18 protein-coding genes are annotated in these 22,790 nt (G+C 59.9%); 3 read left to right on the top strand and 15 right to left on the bottom strand.

All coding sequences use genetic code 11. The annotated features are described in order from the left end of the window. Window positions 1-67 precede the first annotated feature (67 nt). The 10 genes from ABDX79_RS02765 to ABDX79_RS02810 all read right to left on the bottom strand — a co-directional run bounded on the left by ABDX79_RS02765 (window position 68) and on the right by ABDX79_RS02810 (window position 12,656). Window positions 68-1,249, bottom strand: coding sequence for a GNAT family N-acetyltransferase (locus ABDX79_RS02765; protein WP_346218714.1), 1,182 nt, complete (start codon window positions 1,247-1,249; stop codon window positions 68-70). Between the two features lie 147 nt (window positions 1,250-1,396). Continuing rightward, window positions 1,397-2,716 (bottom strand): hypothetical protein, encoded by a 1,320-nt coding sequence (locus tag ABDX79_RS02770; protein ID WP_346218715.1) that lies wholly within the window; start codon window positions 2,714-2,716, stop codon window positions 1,397-1,399. A 7-nt stretch (window positions 2,717-2,723) separates the two neighbouring features. After that, window positions 2,724-4,214, bottom strand: a complete 1,491-nt coding sequence (locus ABDX79_RS02775; RefSeq protein WP_346218716.1) for a GumC family protein — start codon at window positions 4,212-4,214, stop codon at window positions 2,724-2,726. Window positions 4,215-4,431: 217 nt separating this feature from the next. Continuing rightward, on the bottom strand, window positions 4,432-5,589 hold the full coding sequence (locus tag ABDX79_RS02780; protein WP_346218717.1) for a polysaccharide deacetylase family protein: 1,158 nt from the start codon (window positions 5,587-5,589) through the stop codon (window positions 4,432-4,434). Next, on the bottom strand, window positions 5,586-6,785 hold the full coding sequence (locus ABDX79_RS02785) for a GNAT family N-acetyltransferase (RefSeq protein WP_346218718.1): 1,200 nt from the start codon (window positions 6,783-6,785) through the stop codon (window positions 5,586-5,588). Before ABDX79_RS02785 ends, ABDX79_RS02780 begins: the two co-directional genes overlap by 4 nt. Beyond that, on the bottom strand, window positions 6,778-8,316 hold the full coding sequence (locus ABDX79_RS02790; RefSeq protein WP_346218719.1) for a lipopolysaccharide biosynthesis protein: 1,539 nt from the start codon (window positions 8,314-8,316) through the stop codon (window positions 6,778-6,780). The genes ABDX79_RS02785 and ABDX79_RS02790 overlap by 8 nt, the downstream gene beginning before the upstream one ends. Before the next feature lie 127 nt (window positions 8,317-8,443). Further along, window positions 8,444-9,289 carry a glycosyltransferase family 2 protein gene (locus ABDX79_RS02795; RefSeq protein WP_346218720.1) on the bottom strand — a complete coding sequence of 282 codons (846 nt, stop codon included), beginning with the start codon at window positions 9,287-9,289 and terminating at the stop codon, window positions 8,444-8,446. A 178-nt stretch (window positions 9,290-9,467) separates the two neighbouring features. Then, window positions 9,468-10,601: a glycoside hydrolase family 16 protein gene (locus ABDX79_RS02800; protein WP_346218721.1), complete on the bottom strand. Its 1,134-nt coding sequence runs from the start codon at window positions 10,599-10,601 to the stop codon at window positions 9,468-9,470. Between the two features lie 122 nt (window positions 10,602-10,723). Further along, complete coding sequence (locus ABDX79_RS02805; RefSeq protein ID WP_346218722.1) at window positions 10,724-11,452, bottom strand: sugar transferase; 729 nt, start codon at window positions 11,450-11,452, stop codon at window positions 10,724-10,726. Further along, window positions 11,445-12,656: a glycosyltransferase gene (locus tag ABDX79_RS02810; protein ID WP_346218723.1), complete on the bottom strand. Its 1,212-nt coding sequence runs from the start codon at window positions 12,654-12,656 to the stop codon at window positions 11,445-11,447. Before ABDX79_RS02810 ends, ABDX79_RS02805 begins: the two co-directional genes overlap by 8 nt. Window positions 12,657-13,430: 774 nt before the next feature. Here ABDX79_RS02810 and ABDX79_RS02815 point away from each other — a divergent pair. Next, complete coding sequence (locus tag ABDX79_RS02815) at window positions 13,431-14,483, top strand: HD domain-containing phosphohydrolase (RefSeq protein ID WP_346218724.1); 1,053 nt, start codon at window positions 13,431-13,433, stop codon at window positions 14,481-14,483. 19 nt (window positions 14,484-14,502) lie between these two features. Here ABDX79_RS02815 and ABDX79_RS02820 read toward each other — a convergent pair whose 3' ends face one another. Together ABDX79_RS02820 and ABDX79_RS02825 are read right to left on the bottom strand one after the other, a co-directional pair. Further along, window positions 14,503-15,972, bottom strand: a complete 1,470-nt coding sequence (locus tag ABDX79_RS02820; protein WP_346218725.1) for a protein adenylyltransferase SelO — start codon at window positions 15,970-15,972, stop codon at window positions 14,503-14,505. Window positions 15,973-16,111: 139 nt separating this feature from the next. After that, complete coding sequence (locus ABDX79_RS02825; protein WP_346218726.1) at window positions 16,112-17,695, bottom strand: sulfatase-like hydrolase/transferase; 1,584 nt, start codon at window positions 17,693-17,695, stop codon at window positions 16,112-16,114. Between the two features lie 243 nt (window positions 17,696-17,938). Between ABDX79_RS02825 and ABDX79_RS02830 the strand changes: the two genes are divergently transcribed. Continuing rightward, the gene (locus ABDX79_RS02830) at window positions 17,939-18,880 is read left to right on the top strand and encodes a lysylphosphatidylglycerol synthase transmembrane domain-containing protein (RefSeq protein ID WP_346218727.1); all 942 of its coding nucleotides are present in this window, start codon (window positions 17,939-17,941) and stop codon (window positions 18,878-18,880) included. A gap of 11 nt (window positions 18,881-18,891) precedes the next feature. Here ABDX79_RS02830 and ABDX79_RS02835 read toward each other — a convergent pair whose 3' ends face one another. Genes ABDX79_RS02835 through ribA form a run of 3 tightly spaced genes read right to left on the bottom strand, consistent with a single transcriptional unit; the run spans window position 18,892 to window position 21,604 of the window. Beyond that, window positions 18,892-19,659 carry an FkbM family methyltransferase gene (locus tag ABDX79_RS02835; protein WP_346218728.1) on the bottom strand — a complete coding sequence of 256 codons (768 nt, stop codon included), beginning with the start codon at window positions 19,657-19,659 and terminating at the stop codon, window positions 18,892-18,894. After that, window positions 19,659-20,471: a CDP-alcohol phosphatidyltransferase family protein gene (locus ABDX79_RS02840; protein ID WP_346218729.1), complete on the bottom strand. Its 813-nt coding sequence runs from the start codon at window positions 20,469-20,471 to the stop codon at window positions 19,659-19,661. Before ABDX79_RS02840 ends, ABDX79_RS02835 begins: the two co-directional genes overlap by 1 nt. After that, window positions 20,468-21,604: a GTP cyclohydrolase II RibA gene (ribA, locus tag ABDX79_RS02845; protein ID WP_346218730.1), complete on the bottom strand. Its 1,137-nt coding sequence runs from the start codon at window positions 21,602-21,604 to the stop codon at window positions 20,468-20,470. Before ribA ends, ABDX79_RS02840 begins: the two co-directional genes overlap by 4 nt. Before the next feature lie 201 nt (window positions 21,605-21,805). Here ribA and ABDX79_RS02850 point away from each other — a divergent pair, with 201 nt between their 5' ends. Next, on the top strand, window positions 21,806-22,780 hold the full coding sequence (locus ABDX79_RS02850; RefSeq protein WP_346218731.1) for a zinc-dependent alcohol dehydrogenase: 975 nt from the start codon (window positions 21,806-21,808) through the stop codon (window positions 22,778-22,780). Window positions 22,781-22,790 lie beyond the last annotated feature (10 nt).

Genomic DNA, 22,790 nt, shown 5'->3' on the forward strand with positions numbered 1-22,790 from the left:
AACGACCTCGGCTCCTGAAGATCCGCCGGCAGGCGACGCTTTCCGCTCGGGCCAACCTGACGCCGCATCAGGTCTTACCCGGCATCAGGCCGAGGGAAATCAGCCGCTGTTTCAACTTTGTCTTGTAGTCCGGTGGGATACGCGGCTTGATGTGTTGGTGAAGCATGATCTCGCCTGCAACTGATGGAAGGTGGAAAAGCGCTGCGGGCACCCCCTTTCGGACGAGATGCAGTGTCGCATAGTCTTCCTGCGGCATGTTCCAGTTTCGGTGCCAGGATGCCGCGCTCATATGATTGAGTTCGAACAGATCCGTACGCTCATAGGCCGCCGCGTTTACCTCGCCGGTGAGCAGTGTACCGGGCTGATAGGCGGAATAGTCTTCGTCGAAGGCAATGCGCGGCAAGACGAGCGATCCACCACATCGGATACCGAGGCCCGCCGCGATGAGGCGTCCGTCGAGCTTGATGAGATGCCATTCGAGTCGTTGGCGTTGGGCGAAATTGCGAACGAGAGAACGGAAGAACGCTGTTTCGCTCGGTCGTTGCAAAAGGGAGGTCCCGGCTTCGCCTTTCCAACCGGAATTCTCGAGCTCGAGAAAGGGTTGGAGCCAGCTCTCGTCCGCTGCTGGGCCCGTCAGGAACTCCACACTTACTTCGCCGATGGCGTCGAGCTTCTTGCGGTAACGTTTCAGGTTCCGCCTGAGATTGCTGCCGAGCTGGTTCTGATAGGCCGCGGAACCGATAGTCAGATCGATCTTGTCGAACGGAAAGGTTCGGCCCCGGATCGGGACATGGCCCGGCACCCCACCCGATATGGCACGCCAGATCGGTGAGTTGCCTCGGGCGGCTGGAAGGGCGAGCCCGAGGTGTCGCGGTTCTGCGCACCGCGCTTCCTCAAGAAGGGCGGCAAGGGCAGACGCCGCATGTCCCCTTGAGAGAATGACGTCGCCAGAATTGGTCAGATTGTCGAAGGGCGCGTGAAGAATCGGAAACAATCGCCCGAGGACCGGATGCGGCTTGACGATGACGGGGAGCACGCCGACGAGTTCGTCATCGAGATAGGCAAAGCTGCAGAACCATCGCTCGCGCTTCGTGACCCGGTGCTCGAAATAGGCCAGCACCCAGCCGGGCAAGAGCAGTGGAAGGCCCTGAGGCGCATCCCAGGCCAGCCGATCCCATGCGTCGACATGCTCCGAGAGCTGCGCAAGGTCTCGAACTGTGAAGGTCCTGATCCGTCTTTCATCCTGCATTCTGGATCTCTTTTCTTTGCGACACGCAATTCAGGTGAAGATCAGCCGGCGCGATACCGCCACACGTAGATATCCGGCGCTGTAAACGCTCAAATACCGAACTTGATGTGTGAGGTCGGAAAGACCGGTGTTCGTCTCGGCCGGGCATCATGCGAACCCCGGTGTCGGTGACCAGTTGCCTGCGTGGTTGCGGCGTCTCATCGACCGCTCGATACCCTGAACCGCGAGTGTCAGACCGAGAACGACCCAGAGATTTGCGGCGACATAGGATATTCCGGAGACTGCATCGACGGCGATGACCGCCAGAAGGGTCATGCGGAAGCCGGCAGACAGCCTGGTGAGCTCAGTTGGCTGGTCCTGCGTGGTGCCGCGCCCAAGTCCCCCGATGAGCGCGTAGCCGAGGAGAGCGAAGAAGCTTAGAAGGCCGACGATCCCGATGTGGAAAAGCAATGCGCCGAACAGGTCGTAAGAGGCCAGTTCGTCCCAGCCATGGCCGAACAAAGGCTGCCGGTCGAAGCTCTCCAGAGCAGCGAGGACGGTGCCGAGGCGATCGTAGAACGAGCCGCTCGAGGCCTTTCCCGCGGTCACTGACCAGAGGGTACGGATGAAGTCCGGGTTGACGATACTGAGAAGAGCAACGCCCAGCACCGCGCCCGCAAGGAGAGGGATCAGCCTGCGCATGTCCGAGGCCACCCAGAGCGAGGCGAGCACCGCAAGGCCGATGTAAGCGCTGGTCGAGGTGGAGAGGAAGGCGGTCGCCCCGATGAAACATGCAGCGCCGTAGAAGGCGAGCCTGCGTCGTCCCGTCTCCACTTCCGCGGTGAAGAGCGCGATACCGGTGGCCGCGACAGCATATCGTGCGAAGAACGAGGGCTCGATGGCGACAGCACTGATCCGCGTGACGCCCTTGATGTTCTGGTCGAAGAAATCAGCCGAGTCGCTGATCGAATTGTTGAACAGGAATGCGGGATATTGAAAGCCGATCGTGCCGGAGGCGAACTGCAGAAGGCCCCAGGCGGCAACGAAGACAGCGCTGACGACGAAGACGTCGATCGCCGTGATCAGCCGGTCCGGCGTCGATACGAAGAAGGCAACGATGGCCGTGATCAGGAGCCCGTCAAGTGCAATCGCTGCCTGGGTGAGGTTGGAGAGGGTGGCCTGGCTGTCAAGGACTTTCGTGAAGATCGACAGGACGATCGAGGTAAAGAAAAGGATGAGCAGAATGCTGATGGTCGCAGCATGGCCGGTTCGTGGAATGGTGAGCGCACCGAAAAGAAAGAGAAGTCCGGCGATTGCCGACAGCCAATGGGTCGGCTGGAGACCGAACGTGAAGGCGCTCACATTGACGAGCGCCGTGCCGGAGAAGGCCGTGAATGCGATGAGGAGGTAGACGATCCAATTCGGCGCGACGAAGGCCAGAACCAGGGTCAGAGGGAGCAGGATATATCCGGCAAGCGTCAGCGTCATCGGATCATCACTCGGCCGCCGCGATGGTTTCGCGAAGCGAGCGTCTCAGACGAGCACCGTCCTCGGCATAACCGTGATCGCGTCTGGATGAGTCTGACGGCGTCTTCGGCACCGTGCGGGGCTGACGGCTCGCGGCCGCAAGCTGCTCGGTGACGATGACGAGAACGAGACCGACCAGGATGCCGATCGTGCCAGCAAGGGTGAGAACGAGAATGGATTTCGGATGGGTCGGCTCGAACGGAGGCTCTGCGGACGAGATGACCCTGATACCGGCAACGAAGAGATCGGCCTTCTGGATGCGCTCAAGCATCGTCTCGCGCTTCAGGAGTTCGGAATAGACCGTCGCCGTCGCATCGGCCCGACGATCGAGTTCAGAGGCCTTGAGTTCATTTCGTTCTGCCGTGGCGATCCGGTTTTCGATCTTCGTGATCGATTGCAGGATGCGGCGCTGTTCGTCAGAGCTTGCAGACGCCGTCTGACGCATCGACGAAACGACGGTGTCGGTTTCGGCGCGCAGGCCGGCATCGATCTCTTCGAGCTGAGATCGCAGACGCTTGATACGCGGGTGTCGCTCCCCAAGGCTTGTGCTTGCACTGTTCAGTTCGGCGGCGAGAGCCGAGCGGCGGCTTTTCAGCTGCTGTACGGAGGGCGAGGACAGCACCGTCGAGGCGGCGTCCGAGGTTTCGGGCGAAACAGAGTTGAGCATCCCGATCCGAGATTGCATCTCGGCTTCGTTACCACGGACCTCGGCAAGCTTGCGGTTGAGCGAGGCGAGCTGCTGGACGAGAGCCGTTGACCCGCCTTCACCGAAGAGATTGTTGTCTTCGCGGAACCGGCGGGCCTCTTCCTGCTGGAGTTGCAGTTCTTCCCTAAGGCCCTGGACCTCGAACGATAGCGGCGAGACCGCATCCGCGTTGACAGTCGCTGCGCGGCCCTTGGCCTGTTCGACGGCAATCGCGGCTATGTCGTTCGCGACCTTTGCCGCAAGTTCCGGGTCTTCGGAGGTGAAGGCGATCCTGACGATGGCCGTGAGGCCGATTTGCGAGACCGAAATCGCTTCAGAGATCGTCTGCTTAATGCGAATCTCGTTCTGAGCCTCGCTCAACGAGCGCTGCTTCATGCCGAAGAGGACCTGCAATCGATCGCGCAAAGTAGGGCGCTCTGGCGCCAGCTTTTCGAGTTCGTTCGGAGAGAGCTGCTTGATCAGGAGGTTGACGACGCGCGGAGCGCGAATCGCTTCAATCTGGGTCTGAACGACTTCCGTCGCCTGATAGGTGTTGCCCGCTGTCCGTTCAGCAATGGCATCGCCGCTCTCTCCGGTAACCTCGATCAGAGATGTGGCTGTGTAAGTCGGTTCGGTCACGACGATGTAAGCTGCGGCGAGCGCCAACGCGATCGCCAGGCTCGCAACGAGGATCGGCCATCGCCGGAGACCGCGCAGGACCAGGGCAAAGACGGAGATCTGCTGTGTCGCCTGATCCTCTTTCGTTCTGCTCATCCTCATCGCCCATCTCCCCTTCGAGACTGGAACCGGTTTAGACCCGCCTGATGCAACTCCGATAAGGTCCCGTCGGCCCCGGGGCTGCGCGCGTTGTGTCGATCTGCGGAGCGGACCGACTCAAGCAAAAATCCAGAATATGCTTTCCAACCAAATATATATCGAGGTTGAAAGAGGCAAACAAAGTGTTAACTCATAATTAACGCTTAAAGATTGACTAAAAATGATGGCTTTTGCGAGCCTTTACTTGAATTGTGTCGGCCATGATCGGTTGACCGCCGCGCGACGTGAGACACCGATGCGCTCCGCGCTTCTGGGCCGCCAGATCGGAAACTGCATTCCGGTTGGGGTTGAGTGATCCACGCGGAAGAAGGAACGGGGCCTCGCCATGATCGGCAAAGAGGCTTCCCTTTCGCGTGCTGAGACCGGATCTGAAGCCCGAGGCCTTCACGATTTCCGCATCCCGCGGCCCGCAGGATTTCGGATCTCCATGGGGATAGCTGAAATGCGCCACTTCCTGGCCCGTTACCTCGACGAGAAAATTTCGATTGCCGCAAATCTCTGTTCTCACCGCCCGCTCGTCGAGACCGGAGAGCGGGCGGTGGGTCTCCGTATGTCCGCCGATGGTCACCAGTGGGCTTTGCGCGAGGGTCCGGAGTTCTTCTGCCGAGAGCGCATCCTGATCGAGAAGATCTTGAGGCCTGATGTCGTGGCGATCGAAGGTTGGTGCGAGCAGGGCCCGACGGTCCGTCACATCGTCTTCCACCCAGCGGGTCATCACCCGCAAGGCTGCGCACTTCTCCTTAAATGTCCGGCTGGCCAATGTTAGTCGCAGGGAATCGAAATGAACGCTGGCATTGCGCCGGACGAGAAGCTTCAGGCCCTCCCACCAATAGTTCAATGTCCGCTCGATCATCCCGCTCGTGACATAGACGCTGAACGGCGCAGCATGTCGTTCGAAAAGCGGCAGAGCGTGGGATAGATTGTCCCGGTATCCGTCGTCGAAGGTGAAGACGACGAAGCGGCGATGATCGTCCTCGTCGCAAAGACGGACAAGAGCCTCGTCCATCGTGACGATGTCGATGCGCTCGCGTCGGCAGTAGGACAGCACCCCATCCAGCGCTTTCGTCTCGAAACAGATGTCTTGGTAGAGATGGTCGCTCGCCGACGGCACGATCCGATGCAGCATGACGGCGAGACCCTTGCCGCCGTAACGTCTGTCGACGAGGTGTGAGAGGGGAGGAACGCCGGAAAGACCGTTGAGGAAGCCGATCAACCTGTGCGATGCGACCGATGGCGCTTTGGTAGGCCGGGCTTGTTCCGGCTGAATCTGATGCCCCTCCCGGGCGCTCTGCTGCAACCCCGCGGCACTCATTTGTCCGCCATCCCGGATTTTGCGCCTCGGCGGGCCACAGCATCGTTGATGTGTTTGCGGAGTTTCTTCGCATTCTCCAACATGACGGGACTGGTTCGAAGGGCCGCTTTAACCCGCCGCCGCGTCCATTCGATCCCGTTTATTCGCGAACAGTGAAGACGACCCCGAAGTGTGGCCGCATATCGCGCGCGGTGCAGCGCGATCCGATGGTTTTCCCAGGAGAATTTGTAGGCCTCGTCGCCCCAGGTGAAGTCCAGGAGACGGACGTGGTTGTCTGCACACCAGGCGAGCGTGTCCTGGAGATAAAGCAGACCGATCGACTCACGCGGGAACCGATCCGCGTCGAAGGCCGACAACAGCATGCAGATCCAGTCGCCGCGCCGGATATTGAAGCTCATGGAGATTGGTTCGCCATTGAAAGAGATGGCAGCCATATGGGCCAGACCATCCCATTGGTTCGCCGCCAGCTTCGTATAAAATGCCGCATAAGCAGGCTCGTCGAACAAATCCTTCACGCCCGTGTCGCGGTAGCGTTTCGATTTGAATTCGACGACCCGTGCAATGATATCGCATGCTTCCTGCTTCGATCGAGCAGGCGAATAGCTGAGCTCCCCTCGGCGCTCCAGGCCACGTCGCCTTCGGCCAAGATATTTCAGCAGATTCTTCGACCGGCTCTTTTGATAACTCTCGAAGCCTTCCGACAGATCGGTGGCAAAAGCCATTTCGTGGATCGTCGTGGAAAGGGCGAGAAGAGGATTGCGAACACCCTCGATTTCGGCAGGCATCTTCGGAAGCTCGACGACATCGAATGGACCGACGAGCTCCTCGATCATTTGCCAAAGTCCGAGAAAGCGGCTTGGCGTCATCGCCTCGGCAAAACCCCGATCGATCACGGGAGCGAAATAGTCGGCCACCTTGAAGTCAGGCGCCGTCAATGTCGTCATGCCGCCGTTTTCGACGAGAACGAGCGGAAGGATCATCTGTGGTTTCCCGGAGCCGTCCTTGACAAGGACGATGCGCGGGACCGCGCCCTTAGCCTTCCCGACCGTCTCCAGGAGCGTCGAGACGAACGCATGAGACTGGAACGGTGTCGCCGCGCCTGAAGCTTCAAGATCCTTCCACTGGTCCGCAATCTCTTCGCAACGATCGTAGATCCCGATCATGGTGCCGTTCATGCTGGTCCTGGAGCTATGCATTGCGTTTCCTCCACGAGGGTGGGATGCCGACGGATTGCTGCGTGAATTCAATCGCTTGGATTATGAAGGATCGTGCGAAGAGGGCGATGAAGGCGAGATACAGAACGCCGCTGATCGCAAACAGAAAGGCAAAGTGCATCGGCCTCTCCAGATCGTCGATCGTCGGCATACTCGAAAGCAGGAGGAGAACCAGAGCAAGCGCCGCGCCTCCGATCGCGCCTGCCGACAGGGTGAGGGCGATCTCGCCGATCGGCCGACCGAAGAGCCGACTGAAGACCACGGCAGCCACGGGGAGATAAAGCCAGGCCCGCACGACGAGCGCCATGAGGCATACGTAGAGACCGATGGGGAGCAGGGTGACGAGGATGATCGCGTCGAATATGACCGCGGTTGCAAACATCCAGAAATTGACGTGCGCACAACCGATTGCACGGAAGGAAATACCGAAAAGGTAGACCATCAGAAACGCGAGGCCTGCGACCGACAGATAAGGAAGGATGAAGGCCGCTTCGGACCATCGTTCACCGAACATGAGAATGATGAGATCCGGTCCGATGAGGGCAAGCCCGACGAAAATCGGAAAGGCCAGGATCGCGGTGTTCCGCGCATAGATCAGCAAGACATCGGCGACCTGGTCGCGATCCTTCTGAAGCGGGCTGAGAACCGCAAGGATCGATTTCGCCACCCCTTCGCAAAATGTGTCGTTGACGGTCTCAACCACCCGATGCGCGATGGCGTAAAATCCGAGAATGGTCGGGCCGAGGACCATCCCGATAATGAGCCGATCGGTATTGTAGCGCGCGAAATAGGTGAGGCGGAACGCGATCGTATTGGCCCAGAAGGCAAACAGCGTGCGCGCAATCGAGAAGCGGAATATCAATCTTGGCCGCCAACCTGCGCCGATCCATGCGAGGCCAGACTTCAGAAAGGTCACGACAATCTGGTTGGCGACCAGTGCCCAGATGCCCCATCCGAGGAGTGCCAGTGCGATCGCACTCGCCCCGGCAATGATTTGCGCAGCGACGGCAATCTTGATCGAGCGTTGAAAGTCGAGGCGCTTCTCCAAGATCGCAAGTGGAATATTGCCGAGTGTGCCGAGAAGCGTTGCGAACACCAAAACCCGCAACACCGGTACAAGATCCTGCGAGCCGAGCAGAGATGCGATGGGCTGTGCCAACACGAACGCGGACGCAACCAGAATGATGGCGAGACCGACATCCATGAAGAAGGCCGTCGAAAGCATCTCCTCGCTCGGATCGGACCGCTGAATGACGACTTCGCCCATCGCCTTGTCGACAAATGCCCCGATGAACATCTGGACGATGAGCGCAAGCGCGAAATGCCCGATATCGATCGGGGCAAGGATCGTCACGAGGACGAGGAAAGTTCCGAGCGAGATGAGCTGGCCGCTCCAGAAGCCGACGGCCGCCCAGCCGATCGCGCTCGCTGGCTTCTTCTGAGGCGCTGCCGGCTTTTTCGCGGGTGTGATCGTGGACCCGGAGTCAAACGGCTCTTCGAAATTTGCGGTCATTCAGCCTCTCCGCTTTGCCGCACGGGCTGGCGGCGCCGAGGCGTTCCCGGAGACGATGACAATGGCTCGCCGTCGCAGATCTGCCTTGACAGAGGCGGGAGACAACCGCGCCGGATGGCCAAAACGATCATAGGATGAAATACCGGCGAAGGAGGCGCGGCATCGCACCGATCCATCCGAAAGGACCGACTTCGGCCCACATCAGACGGTTGTTTGCGACATAGTCCTGATACCAGACTTTGCGCTGCGCCGAGCGCGTGCCGCCCGAGGCATGCTGGCGGTGGATCATGATCGCGTCGCCGCAGTAACGACCATAATGGCCCCTGGCCGCCAGTCTCAGCCCCCATTGAGGCCCGTAGCCCCAGGCATTTCCGCGAAAGCGCTCGTCAAAACCTCCGCTTTCCAGAAAGAGATCGCGGCGGATGGCGAGATTGCCCTCCGCAGGCGCATTGATCACGCAGGAGCCTGGCAGGAAGAAGTTTCCGAACACCACGCCAAGGCCATTCGTCCATCCCACAATGCGGCCGCGTAGCTTGGTTTCGCGAGGCAGGAACAGCCCGAATACAGCTTCAGATCCCATGCGTGCGAGTTCGGACATTGGTGAGCGCCAGCGCGTGGTGTTAACCTCGCGCCCGTAGCAGTATGCGGCTTCCGGATGCTCGCTCATCGTGCCTAGATGGGCTTCCAGCCAACCGTCGCACGGCGTGGCGTCGTCATCGAGCAGGATGCAGATCTCGGCTGGTGATCGTCTGATCGCGTCGTTGAGGGCAGGGATGAGCGCGGGGGTCTCCCGGTAGTCGACTGTGAAGTTCGCGCTCCCCATCGTGCGGTAAAGCACGTCTCTTCGATCTTCTCCCTGCAAGGCCACACGAATGGGAAGCTCAGGATAGAGCCGCCGGATCGCGGCCAGTGTCGAGATCAGGACTTCGAGCCGTCCGAGGCTCGGAATGATGACTTCCGCCTTGATGCTCATTGGGCACTCCAGGTTCTGCCACGTCGGCGATCGTTAGTGGACGCGCCTCGGGTCGGGTGCGATGTTTCGAGGGGATAGGTGATGAACCTGCCGGCACAGGCAGGGACAGGCGAGCGCGAGCACACGATTCCGTTTGCGCTTTGAGATGCGCGTTCGTCCGACTGGATGAGAAAACGGCTCACGGGTCTATCCGTTCGTAGGCGCGGATGTAGTCGATCAGAAGCCTAGCCGGAAACTCGGTCGTTTCGTCTGGATTGCCGCCCCAGTTGCCGCCAACCGCCAGATTGGCGATCATGTACGCTGGTCCGGGCAGGCTGACCTCTGCCCGCGCTATGCGCTCGCGATTGACGTAGAAGTCGACATAATCTTTCTGCCAATCGACGCCGTAGGTGTTGAATCCCGCGGTCGGATCGAGGCCGCCCGACTCCTTGCCCCACTCTATTCCCAGATCGTTGGTGTGGATTGAGTGATAGATCCGCTCAGGCTCGTGACCCAGCATCTCGAAGATGTCGATTTCGATCGCCAGCGCGTCGTCATGGGTCAGGCCGACGAGCCAGAACGCTGGCCAAAGTCCTTGACCGGCCGGCATACGGCAGCGAATCTCGAAATACCCGTAGGTCTGCGCGAACGACTCCTCGGTCGTCACGAGGCCAGAGATGTAGGGGAGGTCAATCCGCTCGCGCGCCGACTCGGGGGTCGGCTGTGCGATGATCTCCAGATTGCCGTCCCTAACCTCGAAGGGCGCCGCGACATCGCCAAGGTCCACCGCGTCGAGATAGGTACGGTCGACGTAGAGTTGCTGCTCCTCGTTTCCTGTAAGGGTTCTGAGGTTGCCCCAGCGCCGAAAGTGATTGATAAATTTCTCGTTCAGATCCTGTTCGTCGTTGAATTCTGCGGAAAAGCGAAGCGCGAAATGTTCGATGTCGAGTTGGCCCTGACGCGGTGATGCCTCTGCCGTGCCAGCGATGAGGAGAGCCCACATGGCGAGGGTCAGCCGCGCAGACAGATTGCTCGGGGCGTAATTTTTGGGAATGGCGAAGGATTCGATCGACGCGAGCTTGCCGCGACAGGCTTTGACGACAGAGCCAGACAGGGCATTAAGGCCTCGGTAAGATCTGGACTGCATAACTTTTGTCGTGAACGCTGCGGCAAAGGACACGAAAATGACAGTGGATTCGGCAAAGTTACCGGCGCGAACCATCGCTGCTGGGCGCTTCGAGCCTGTCTTCAGATCCACGGCGAGGCGGAAGCGCGACAGGGGTGAGACGATGTCGGGTCCGACGATCCGTATTCTCGCGATCGCTTTCTGCATCCTTTTCTGGATTGCCGTCGCCGTGTTGCTCCTGGGCTGAGACAAGTCTGGAGCGCGCCGCTCGAAAGCTTGTGCGCTTTTCGTCCTGCATCCAATGCCGCTCGCCCGGTCGTCGATCCAACTCATTTCGAGTAGTCGCCCTTTGCCAGAAGAACGATCGGAACGGTCTTGATGAGTATGATGAGATCGTTGCTCAGAGAAAGCTGTTTGACGTAGCTGGCGTCCAAATCCACCCGTGTCTCGTAGGTGAGGGTGTTGCGTCCGCTCACCTGCCACAGACCTGTTATTCCTGGCCGAACGGCCTGATAGGCGAAGAACCCTTCGCCATAGAGGTCAACTTCCGCCTCCACGATCGGGCGCGGTCCGACGAGGCTCATCTCGCCTTTGATGACGTTGATCAGCTGCGGTAGCTCGTCGAGGTTGGAGCGACGAAGGATATTACCCACCCTGTGGATGCGGGGATCGTTCGAAAGCTTGCGCGTTGTCGCCCATTCTTCGGCGATCGCGGGCTGTTCTGCGAGAAGACGGACAAGGATTGCGTCGGAGTCGCACCGCATGGTCCGGAATTTGAGACAGTCGAACGATTGTCCGCCCTTGCCGAGACGCTTGTGCCGGTAAAAAACCGGCCTACCATCGCTGATGAGGAGCGCGAGAGCGATCAGCAAGAAAACCGGCGCGAAAAAGACGATGGCGACAATCGCCACTGTGATGTCGATCGGTCTCTTCCACCAGTGCGCGGCCTTGCGGCGGTCGCCTTTGCGCCGATCACGGAACAGCCCTGGTTTGCGGCCGGTGCGCCGATCCTGAAATCTGCCGTTCAAAAACGGGGTCGGGTTGCTCAGGTCACTCATGGATGGCGGCCATTCGTGGCTCACGAGATGAAGTGGCGCGGACATCTCCGGAGCGCGCGTCGAACACCGCCTCGTCGCCTGCATGGTCCGGGAACAGGCGACGCTCAAGCGTCTGCCGTATCCGCCTTTCGAAGCTTGCCTCGTCGAAGCGCATCGCCCCGCGCCGTATCGCCGCTGGATCGAACGAAGGCTCTCGCTTTTCAAAACTCTCGACCGCGTTCGTCAGCGCTTCGACACTCTGCTCGTCGAAGAGAGTGCCGTATTCTGGAGAGGAAACGGTTTCCAGAAGTCCACCCCGGGCATAGCCGATGACCGGTCGGCCGGCGGCCATTGCCTCGACTGGGACGATGCCGAAATCCTCTTCCCCCGGAAATACGAGGGCGCGGCATCGCTGGAAATGGTCTTTGAGGACATGGTCTGGCTGACGGCCGAGAAAACTGACGCTAGGCCCTGCGATATTTCTGAGAAATTTCTCCTCGGGACCTCCGCCGATGACGACCAGCTTCTTGTTCATTGCCGTGAAGGCGCGGACCGCAAGATCGACCCGTTTGTAGGAAACGAGCTGACCGGCGACGAGGTAGAAGTCGGACTTGGCGGTGCCGGGTGTGAAATGATCCACCGCGACCGGTGGATAGATCACTTCGGCATTCCGGCGCCAGTAGCGCCGGATCCGGCGGGCGACATGATTGGAATTGGCAACGAAGTGGTCGACGCGCGCTGCGGAGTTGACGTCCCAGTTTCGGATCAGTGGGCCGGTCAGCGACATTCCGATACGGGCAAGTCGGCCAGCGCTTTCGTAATATTCGTGATAGTGATCCCACATATACCGCATCGGCGTGTGGCAGTAGCAGAGATGGAAGGCGTCCGGACGCGTCACGACGCCCTTCGCCGGACCGGATTCGCTCGATATGACGAGATCATATGAGCGAAGATCGAACTGCTCGAGTGCGAACGGCATGAGCGGCAGAAGCTGCGTATAGCTCTTCGTCGCGCCGGGAATTTTCTGAAGAAACGACGTCGTCACCCTGTGTCTGCGAAGGGTCGGCGAAAGCTTGTCATGGTCGCAGACGAGGGTGAAAATGTCTGCATTCGGAAACATGCGTGCAAATGCTTCCAAAACCTTTTCGCCCCCGCGCATCTCGACCAGCCAATAATGAACGAGCGCAACACGCATGGTCGAAAGTGGTGAACGAAGACCGTCCATGGACGCATATACCCTTAACACTTCCAGCGAGTCTGCAGTTCGATGCTGCACCGCGTTTAACATCTTGTAGACGTTGCATGAAAGACATGGATGCAGTGCGTATATGAACCAAGAGTTTTATCAAATCAATGAGTCAAAGAAAAACTTTTATACTTGGATTTAATTAAAATTTTCATGAATTGAAATGTTGTAAGCTTAGTTGAAAACTTTTTGAAAGAATGAGGCTTTCAGTTTCAGCTCGCTGTCGTGGGCGAGGGGGTGACGCGTCGGCTTCCGGTTCGCAGCAGATATCCAGAGGTGTGATGTCCTGATCGGAAGGCAGTCTACCGCCCACGCCACGGCCGTCTCTGGTGCCGCCTCGCTCGGTTCGGATCGGATAGGCCAAAGCGCCTGTTGATAGCAGTGCAGAGCGAGATTGGCCGAACATTTACGGCGCCGAACGCCGATACTCGATATTCAAAAATTCAAGAAGTTCCGCCATCCGATTCTTCAGACAGCCTCATTGTTATTCAGAACAGGAGCATTTCCGCCGGCTTAGGGCATCACCAAATTGCTACCATAACGGTTGATAGCTTTGTTGTCGTTCGGTCTTCACGTTCAGCTCAATCTGAGCCATGTTGGTCAAAGCCGCTGGCTCTTAAGGCGGCAACTCACAGAAAATAAAGAAATGGAGTGAATAAATTATCGCGGGCTTTTCCCGTCCCGCTCACAATTAAGCGTTCCTAGGTATGAAACGAAAAACGGGCGGGGCATCGATGAACAGGGGCTGCTACAGTGCGTGTGTTAACTATCGACGATAGTCGATCCATCGCAATGGCCGTTGCGGGCAAGATCGAAGAGATTCCTGGCCTCGTCGCAGAAATCAGCCTGGATCCGATGTGCGCGCTCCAAACATGTGCGGAAAAGCAGTTCGACTTGATCCTCATCGACTATATCATGCCGAAGATGGATGGCGTCGAAGTCGTCGAGGCCCTGCGATCCCTCGAAACCTACCGGCTTGTGCCGATGATCATGATCACATCGACCATCGATCCGGACCTCAAGCGCCGTGCCATCCAGGCTGGTGCCACCGATTTCCTCACCAAACCCTTCGACTGGATCGAGTTGCAGGCGCGCGTCCGCAATCTTCTTGCTCTCAGACAAGCTCAGATTGAGCTCATCGAGCGCGCCGATGAGCTTTCCGCCGAGGTCGAGAAGGCAACGGCGTCACTTGTTGCGCGTGAGGAGGAGATCATATGGCGGCTGGCCCGCGCCGTCGAATACAGAGATGGAACCACCGGCGATCATGTTTCGCGCGTCGCCGAGATCTGTCGTCTCATGGCCGAGACCTTGGGCCTCGGGACCGAACGCGCACGCATCCTCTATCTCGCTGCGCCGCTTCATGACATCGGCAAGATCGGCACGCCCGATGCCATCCTTAAAAAGCCTGGACGGCTGAGTGCCGAGGAAATGTCGATCATGCGTCAGCATGTCGATATCGGAGCGGCGATCCTGGGCGATGCGTCCACCGAGGTAGTCCGCGTCGCGGCCGAGGTGGCCGAGACCCATCACGAAAAGTGGGACGGAAGCGGCTATCCCAGAGGCCTCTCCGGCAAGGATATACCAATTGAGGGCCGCATCGTCGCCCTTGCGGACGTTTTTGATGCACTATGCTCCGAGCGGCCCTACAAGGCCGCTTGGCCGGTTGAAAAGGCTTATGACGAGATACTCGCCTGCAGCGGCAGCCATTTCGACCCGGCTTGCGTTGAAGCCTTCGAAGCGGCTTGGCCACGGATTCTCGCGCTGATGCCAGATAACCTGCCGAAGACGTTTGCCAAGGCCGTTTGACTGCCCGCGCTGTCCCAGCTCAGGTTCCGCAGAAGGTTCGGTAGGGTATCTCGCGAGCCGGCGGCAGAGCTGACAGTTCGGCAAAGTCTGTCCGGTCCTCATAAGGCTTGGCGAGAGCGTCGTTCATCCGCTCGAAGGGGGCTAAATCACCCGCGAGGGCTGAAGCGAGCGCCTCCTCGACGAAGTGGTTGCGCGGTATAATGGTCGGATTCATCCCGTCCATTAAAGCCCGCCGCTCGCCCGCGTCCATCGGCTCGGTCGCGAGGCGCTGACGCCAGTGAACCAGCCACTCATCAAGGCCGGACGGACCCTCGAACAACGCGCGCAAAGATCCATCCTCTCCCTCCGCGGCCTGACCAAGCCTGCGGAAGGTGAGAGTGAAATCAGCCCTCTTGTGCTTCATCAGGGCAAGAAGCTCGTTGATCAGCTCTGCATCCTCCGGTTGCGAGGTCTGCAGGCCGATCTTTGAGCGGAAGCCATTCAGATAGGCGTTTTCGAATGCCGCCGCGAAGCTCGAAAGGATCTCTTCCGCTATTTTGACGGCGTTGTTCTGGTCGGGATCGAAAAGCGGAAGAAGACACTCGGCGAGGCGCGCGAGATTCCAGCTCGCGATGCTCGGCTGGTTTCCGTATGCGTAGCGCCCCTGCCGATCGATTGAGGAAAAGACCGTGGCCGGGTCGTAGCTGTCCATGAAGGCGCAGGGTCCGTAATCGATCGTCTCGCCGGCAATCGACATGTTATCAGTATTCATCACGCCATGGATAAAGCCGACATGCATCCACCTCGCGACTAGGTTCGCCTGGCGCATGGCGACAGCCTCGAAAAAAGCGGGGTACGGATTGCTCGCTCCCGCAGCTTCCGGATAGTGGCGCTCTATGGCGTAATCGGCGAGCTGGCGTATGGCGGACTCGTCGCCTTGCGCTGCGAAAAACTGGAAGGTGCCCACCCGCACATGGCTGGAGGCAACACGCGTCAGGATTGCCCCCGGTAACACGGCATCTCGGTAGACGGCGTCCCCGGTTGCGGTGGCCGCAAGTGCACGGGTCGTCGGAATGCCGAGCGCGGCCATCGCCTCGCTGACGAGATATTCGCGCAGGACCGGACCAAGGGCCGCTCGACCATCGCCGCTGCGGGAGAACGCGGTCGGCCCGCTGCCTTTCAGCTGGATGTCGCGGCGTCGCCCTAGTTTATCGATGATCTCGCCGATTAGGATCGCACGCCCATCGCCAAGCTGCGGAACGAAGTTTCCGAACTGATGGCCGGCATAGGCGGCCGCGATTGGATCGGCGCCGGAAGGCAGCCGATTGCCCGAGAGGATCTCGGCACCTTCTTCCGTATCGAGCGCATCCGCGCCGAGGCCAAGGTCGTCGCACAGCGTTCGATTGAGCTTGAGGAGGCGCGGTGCCGTCACCGGCGTCGGCAGGATCGGCTGGTGAAAGCTCTCTCCCAGCCGCGCATAGCTGTTGTCGAAGGAAAAATGTGCCGTCATCCGTTCCACCCTGATCCTGAAGCGCGCTCGTTCGGTTGTCTGGAACGTGGCGTCGGTGACGCGCGATTTCGAGGGGCGAGCCTGCCGTCCTTGCGCTGGCTCCCCCAGATCGGGTCAATCGATCCGACGGCTGACAACGCTATCCACTCTGCTTCATAGGCGCGTGGCTGGCCGACTCAGGTGTGTCGGTGGTCTCCCTCAGTGCGCGAACCAGATATTCGCGCATGTCCCACATGGGTTTTGGGGCAACGCTGTCATCCGGGATCATGCCTTTATTCAGACCGAGTGCGTCGAACCGCGACAGGATCTCCGGATCGTTGGCGATGACATGGAACGGCACGTCACGCGGTGCGCCGTCGCCCGTCAGAAGGCGTGCCGGCTGATGATCGCCGAGCACGATGAAGACCGCCCCATCGCCGAATTTCTCGATGAACGAGCCGATCGTTTCCAGAGAATAGTCGATCGAACGGACGAAATGGTCCCGGATGCTTTCCGGCGTGGACCATACGACGGACGGCGGATCGCCGGCCGTCGCCTGATCGTTGAAGATCTCGCCATTGCCGACCTTGTCCCATGGCACGAGTTCGGCGATCGGCGTCCAGGGCGCATGGCTCGAGATGAGCGCGATCTCGGCCATTACCGGCTTATCTGCGGCGTCCGCGATCCGCCGAGCCGCCGTCAACGTGTACTGATCGGGCATCGTGACCCAATTGTAGGGAAGACCCTCGTAGCCAAGATCATTGGCGGCATAAACAGCATCATAGCCGTAATAGCCGCTTTCCGGCCAATCCATCGTGATCGCAGGCATCACCGCGATGGCATGCCAGCCATTGCCCTTAAATAGCGCATTCAGGCTCTTTCTCTCGCTTGCGATCATCAGATCGTAGCGGTTCTGGTCCGTCGTCGGCAGACCGGAAAGCAGCGCGCCATGGGCGAGCCAGCTCTGGCCACCGACAGTCGGCGAGGTCAGCCAGCCGGAGCGCGCCTCGTGACCTGAAGAGGCGAGGGCGCTTTCGACCGATTGAAGGCGGGGCTCGATCACGGCCCGGTACTCGGGATCGGACAGAACCGTCCGGCCGTAGGATTCGACGAAAAGGACATAGACGTCTCGTCCTTTGAGCGCGGCGAACAGCGGTGTATCGGCGATGTCCTCAATCGGGTCGTCTTCGAGCGAATTCTGAAATGCGATGAGGTCGGCGGATGCTTTGCGGATGAGTGCAATCCGCTCGCTTGCGAACCGCGTATTGTCCGCCGCGAAGAGCTTTCCGGTCTTGTCGTTCGATTGTCCGACGAACGTGAGCACCGCACCGAAGGCTGCGAGAGCAACGGCTGCTCCACCGACAGCGCGCGCGTGCGCTGATACGATCCTGGCGGCGCCCGCAAGACAGTAGGCAAGGAGCAGGATGATCCCCACCCAGACGGCGAGAGAGGCGACGATGGTGAGAAGCGCTTCCGCAAGGCCAACGGTGCCGGTGAGGAGGTTCCAGCCATCGCGCAGGATGATCATGTCGAGCAGCGGATTGAAGGGCCGTCCGAAAGCCGTGTAGGTGCCGAGATCGGCGAGCTTCAGGAACAGAAGCGCGCCTGATGCTGCCACGATCGCCGTGAGAATTATCCGGAACAGCCAGCTGCGGGAAAGGAGAAGAAGACCGACGACGGCGAGTAGTTCGAGGGGAAAGGCGATGTCTGCCGGTACAGGAAGCTCAGATGGCCGTCCGGGCATAAGAAGGATAGCCCCAAGTAGAAGACAGCCGATGAGAAAGCGAACCCTGCCACGTCCGCCGCGTTCCCGTTTTCGTATTGCATCTGATGTGCCGTCGGCTCGCGTTTTCAAGTTGCTTTGTCCCCTTCCGGTCTTGTCCGCACTTGCCTTCATCGTCATTCATGGCGATCTCTCGGCGATCCGGCTGCCTGCTGCGAGAGTTTATGCCTTCAGGCGCCAATCCGACCGAAAAGTTTGTCCTTCTTGCTGCGACCATTCTTCCTGCTGCGTATTTTCGTGCCGCTCGCTCTGTTGGCGGGCCTTCTGTCGGTCGTCGATGTCCGTGCGGCGTTTAACCTTGTCATCGGTGCCTCACCGGTTCCGCTCATTGTCGCGCTGGCTCTGGTTCAGGTCCAGATCGTTCTTGCGGCTGTCCGATGGCGTCTGACTGCCCTGAGCATAGGTCAGCACCTTGGTCTGAAGCGGGCGATTTTCGAGTATTACGGAGCCTCGCTCCTCAACCTCGTGCTGCCTGGCGGCGTATCCGGGGACATGGTGCGCATTGCCCGCAATCATCACGATGAACACGGCAAGGGAGATCTGGAACGCTCCGCCCACGCTGTGATCCTCGAGCGTGCGTCTGGTCAGCTCGCCTTCGCTTTGGTCGCCGCCCTTGGCTTGGCGATTTGGGCAATGACCGGCGGAGACGCGCCAGATGAGGCTGCGACGGGCGTCAAGACGATCGCGCTGATCATAGCAGGGATCGTCGCTGTCTTGCTCGTCATCGCAACGGTCGCTCACGGCCGGGTCCGCAAGGCTCTTCAGCGTTTCGGAGCCGCGCTTCGTCTTGCCTTCCTGCGCCCGAAGCAGGCGGTTTACCAGCTGGTCCTGTCGTTTGCGCTCGTTACGGCTTATCTCGCCGTCTTCGGCCTCGCGAGCTATGCTATCGGCGCGCCGCTCGATCTATATCAGATCCTGCTCTTCGTCCCTCCCGTCCTTCTCACCATGCTCGTGCCGGTTTCCGTCGGCGGCTGGGGCGTCAGGGAAGCGGCCGCCGCCGCACTCTGGCCGCTTGCTGGGTACGCGCCGAGCGAGGGCGTTGCCGCGAGTATGCTCTACGGCCTCGTTTCGACGGCGGGCGCACTGCCTGGACTGTTCGCTTTTGACTTTCCGAACCCGCTGCGGCGGGGCAGGCGCACGTCGTGAGGAAAGCGACGTCATCGCTCCTTGCGATCGGTCGCAAGACCGGACAGCCGGGCATAGACATCACCCGACGCACCGGATCTGCTCGCTTCGTGCAGGACTCGCCGAAAAGCAGAAAGCGGCACCCAGTCGGTGCGGGCAAAATATTGCGTCTCTCCGATAACGAGATTGCACTCGTACGCGCCGAGTGCGGCGAGCCGATCGAGGCAGCGCTCGGCAATGTCCATCGCCGCCGGAAGATACTCGAACGCGACCAGGGGAAGTGGTTGGGAGAGGCCGTCGAGGATGTCGGCTTCGCTGCCTTCTACGTCAATCTTGGTAAAGTCCGGCAGTCCGTGATCCGCGATCAGCATATCCAGGGTGACTACGGGAACGTCGACTGTCTCGTCCCACGTCACGCGCTCGAAGCCCGCCGCCGAGCCGAGGCGCTCCGGCCAGCCGGAGACCGTTGTCGATAAGGTCGGATGTCGCCGCGAAATGCTGAGGCTTGCAGAGCCAGAAGCCCGTCCCACCGCCTCGCGGCGCACGGTTATGTCCCGGTCCCGAGCGATCCGGTCAAGAATGTTCGCAAAGGCAGGCTGCGGCTCCAGTGCAATGACCGTCGCGCCGGCTTTCGCGAGCGCAAGCGATCGGTTCCCCGCATGGGCACCGATATCGAAGGCGAGCGATCCGGGACGAACGAGCTGGCGCACGAAGCGGCGCAGCGGAATGACACGCCATGGTTGGCCGTGATAGACAACCAGCGATCTTAGGAGCCCGAGGCTCGCCACAAGATCTGGCATTACCACCGCTCGCCGTCAGGACGCGGATATCGTTGAAATTGCGATAGAAGATCGCGGCCGAACGACCAGACCAGAAAGGCCAGGGCGCCGAGTGCAATTATGTTCGACGCGGGTGGCGCGACGAGGGGCGTTGCGATGAGGCACAGGGCCGATACCTGGATGACGCACACGGCCTTGCGGGCAAAGCTCGGCGAGAGCGTATTCGGAAGCTTCGGCAAAAGCGCGTGGATCGCCAGATAGGCGTATCGCATCGCACCCAGCAGGATCACGAACGCCCCGGCCTTGTCCGAGACAAAAGCAAGCCCCGAAAGAAGAAGAATGAGAAGCGCGTCGACTTCCATATCGAAGCGCTCGCCGAAGCGAGACTGCGTCCCGTTTCGCCTTGCCGCGTAGCCGTCCAGACCATCGAGCAGAAGCGCCAAGGCTGCGATTGCTGCAACCGCCCAGGAAAGCGCGGTTTCGCCTTGAGAGCCGAGCCGACTGGCTTCGATCAGCGATGCCGCGACGATCGCGGTGAGCGCCGCCCGAAAAACGGTGATCATGTTGGCGAAACCGAAGTGTCGGTGTGGATGGTTCCGCAACCCGAATGCAGCCAGCGCCACGATGGCCATATAAACCACAAGGGCAACCGTGACGAAGCGCCAATCGGAACCTGTCAAATACATGGCGACGGGGGCAGCCGCACCAAGCGCAAGGCCGATGATGGAAAAGACGGTCAGTGCCTCCACCAAAAGCGGCCTGACCCTGACATTCAGCCTTCCGATTTCGTATTGAGTGGTGATTGGCCGATCGGCCAGGCCAGGTTCGCTCACTTGTTCACCAGCGCCGAAGCGATCGCCCCGATGTCAAACGTATGCCCCGCCCGTTCGGCCTTCGTCGTCAGGTAGCCGCGATTCTCTTCGGTCACAGCGCCGAGAACGGCCGTGCGGCGCGTGACCGAGATGCCTGCCTTTTCGAGGAATGCGGCTTTGTTCGGATTGTTTGTCAAAAGCTCGACCGAAGCGATACCGAGTGCCCTGAGCATGGCCACCGCTGCACCGTAGCGGCGGGAGTCCGCTCCAAATCCCAGTGCCGCATCGGCGTCGATCGTGTCGAGGCCATGGGATTGATATCCGTATGCGCGCATCTTTGCGCCGATACCCGTGCCGCGACCCTCCTGGTCGAGATAGAAAAGAACGCCGCCGCCGCGCATCTCGATAAGGCGAAGCCCCTCCCGGAGCTGATCGCCGCAATCGCATTTCAAAGAGCCGAAGAGATCTCCGGTCAGGCACGACGAATGAATCCGGATGGGAACGGGGCGCGCGAGGTCAGGATCACCCACGACGATCGCCACCTGATCACGCTGCGACAAGCCGCCACGAAAGACAACGAACTCCGCTTTCTTCACATCTCGAAGAGGCACGACCGTCCGTGCGACGATTTCGTAACGGGTTTCGGCGTCTCCTGCTGCCTCGATGTCCTCTATGGCGATTTCGGCCGCGCCGGCAAAGGTTGCATCATTGGGGTCGATGCGTGCGACGACGAGCGCCGGAAGGAGCAGGGCCAGCCGGGACAGCTCGTTGTATGCGTTGAGAAAGGACGGTGCATCCGACCAGTCCTTCGGCTGCGGACTGTTGAGCTCGTAGCCCAGCGCGCAGGCTTCCTCGTAGGACATCTCTTTCAGTGGGACGAGGGCGCCATCGGGGGCATCCAATGCCAATGCTTCAGAGCGCTCAGGAGTCAGAAAAAGCGAATGGGCTTCGTCAGTGGCCGCCGCGAAGCGCCCGAAATCGTGAGCGGTAGCGGTGTCGAGTGCGATGGCGACATAGGTTTCGTCGGCGTGGAGGATCACGGGACGACCAAACCGCAGTTCGGCTGCCGCAACTTCGCAATCGCGTCTCGCGGTATCGGACGGATCGAGGAAGCTCGGTGTATCTCCAGTCTTGGTCTCGACTGTCTTCAACATAGGTGCAGAGTCCGCATTCATCCGATTGTCACAGACTCGTTCAGGTAGGGGTGTCGGTGTGCTTTGACAAATGCGACACTCTGCGACACCTGCAACAGGTCGGGTGTCCTGAGGGTTTTGCTTTCTATATCGGGTCCTACCAAGGAACTGTGAGCAGACCCCCAGGTCTTGCAAACCCCAAAGATCCCGGAAGATTTATTCGTGCCAGATCATCTCTCGTCGAACGCCCTATGGCTTGAAGCAAGGGACGAGGCTCGCCTCCGCAAGGAGACGCTTCCTCCACTATCGGAAGGAGAAGCCCTTGTCGTTTCGCATTTCGGCGCGATCAGCCGCGGTACGGAGCGTCTGGTCAGTGCGGGTGAAGTGCCGCCCAGCGAATTCGGTCGAATGCGCGCGCCCTTCCAATCGGGAGATTTTCCGTTCCCGGTCAGCTACGGCTACAGCGTCGCCGGGGTCGTTGAAAGTGGGCCTGACGGATGGTCTGGATCGCGGATCTTTTGCCTTCATCCCCATCAGGATCAATTTGTCGTGCCCGTCGAGGCCCTGCGGCCGATTCCCGACGACGTGCCGATGGAGCGGGCTGTTCTCGCCGCAAACATGGAAACGGCGATCAACATCGTCTGGGACGGAAACGTTCAGCCGGGAGACCGGGTCGCGATCGTCGGTGCCGGTGTCGTCGGGCTTCTGGCAGCCTTTGTCGCGGCCGCAATTCCCGGCACACTGACCTATCTTATCGACCACGATCCGGCGAAGGCGGATGTCGCCAAGGCTCTGGGTCTCATCTTTTCGGGTCCGGAAGACGCGCCGGAAGACTGCGATGTCGTCATCCACGCGACTGGCTCGGACGGCGGATTGACGACGGCCATCGGCGCGGCGGGTTTTGAGGGACGGATCGTCGAAGCGAGCTGGTACGGCACCCGCACGGCAACCGTCCCGCTCGGGGCGGCCTTTCATTCGCGCCGCCTTCAGATCGTCAGCAGTCAGGTCGGACAGGTATCTCCTTCCCATCGCGCCCGGTGGACGCACGCCCGGAGGCTCGATCTTGCGCTATCGCTTCTGGAAGACGTGCGTCTCGATGTCCTGATTTCCGGCGAAACGCCTTTCGCTGAGCTGGCAGACACCTATCTCGACATCCTGAATGATCGGCAGGTTCTTTGCCATCGTATCCGCTACTGAGAAAGAAGAC

The sequence above is a fragment of the Fulvimarina fulva genome, from assembly GCF_039652615.1.
GTDB lineage: Bacteria > Pseudomonadota > Alphaproteobacteria > Rhizobiales > Rhizobiaceae > Fulvimarina.

Coding starts and splice junctions, on each gene's coding strand:
- ABDX79_RS02775 (WP_346218716.1), bottom strand. CDS start 4,214: ATGAGCAGAACGAAAGAGGATCAGGCGACACAGCAGATCTCCGTCTTT.
- ABDX79_RS02810 (WP_346218723.1), bottom strand. CDS start 12,656: ATGGACGGTCTTCGTTCACCACTTTCGACCATGCGTGTTGCGCTCGTT.
- ABDX79_RS02765 (WP_346218714.1), bottom strand. CDS start 1,249: ATGCAGGATGAAAGACGGATCAGGACCTTCACAGTTCGAGACCTTGCG.
- ABDX79_RS02800 (WP_346218721.1), bottom strand. CDS start 10,601: ATGCAGAAAGCGATCGCGAGAATACGGATCGTCGGACCCGACATCGTC.
- ABDX79_RS02795 (WP_346218720.1), bottom strand. CDS start 9,289: ATGAGCATCAAGGCGGAAGTCATCATTCCGAGCCTCGGACGGCTCGAA.
- ABDX79_RS02805 (WP_346218722.1), bottom strand. CDS start 11,452: ATGAGTGACCTGAGCAACCCGACCCCGTTTTTGAACGGCAGATTTCAG.
- ABDX79_RS02835 (WP_346218728.1), bottom strand. CDS start 19,659: ATGCCAGATCTTGTGGCGAGCCTCGGGCTCCTAAGATCGCTGGTTGTC.
- ABDX79_RS02770 (WP_346218715.1), bottom strand. CDS start 2,716: ATGACGCTGACGCTTGCCGGATATATCCTGCTCCCTCTGACCCTGGTT.
- ABDX79_RS02785 (WP_346218718.1), bottom strand. CDS start 6,785: ATGCATAGCTCCAGGACCAGCATGAACGGCACCATGATCGGGATCTAC.
- ABDX79_RS02780 (WP_346218717.1), bottom strand. CDS start 5,589: ATGAGTGCCGCGGGGTTGCAGCAGAGCGCCCGGGAGGGGCATCAGATT.
- ABDX79_RS02825 (WP_346218726.1), bottom strand. CDS start 17,695: ATGCCCGGACGGCCATCTGAGCTTCCTGTACCGGCAGACATCGCCTTT.
- ABDX79_RS02790 (WP_346218719.1), bottom strand. CDS start 8,316: ATGACCGCAAATTTCGAAGAGCCGTTTGACTCCGGGTCCACGATCACA.
- ABDX79_RS02820 (WP_346218725.1), bottom strand. CDS start 15,972: ATGACGGCACATTTTTCCTTCGACAACAGCTATGCGCGGCTGGGAGAG.
- ribA (WP_346218730.1), bottom strand. CDS start 21,604: ATGTTGAAGACAGTCGAGACCAAGACTGGAGATACACCGAGCTTCCTC.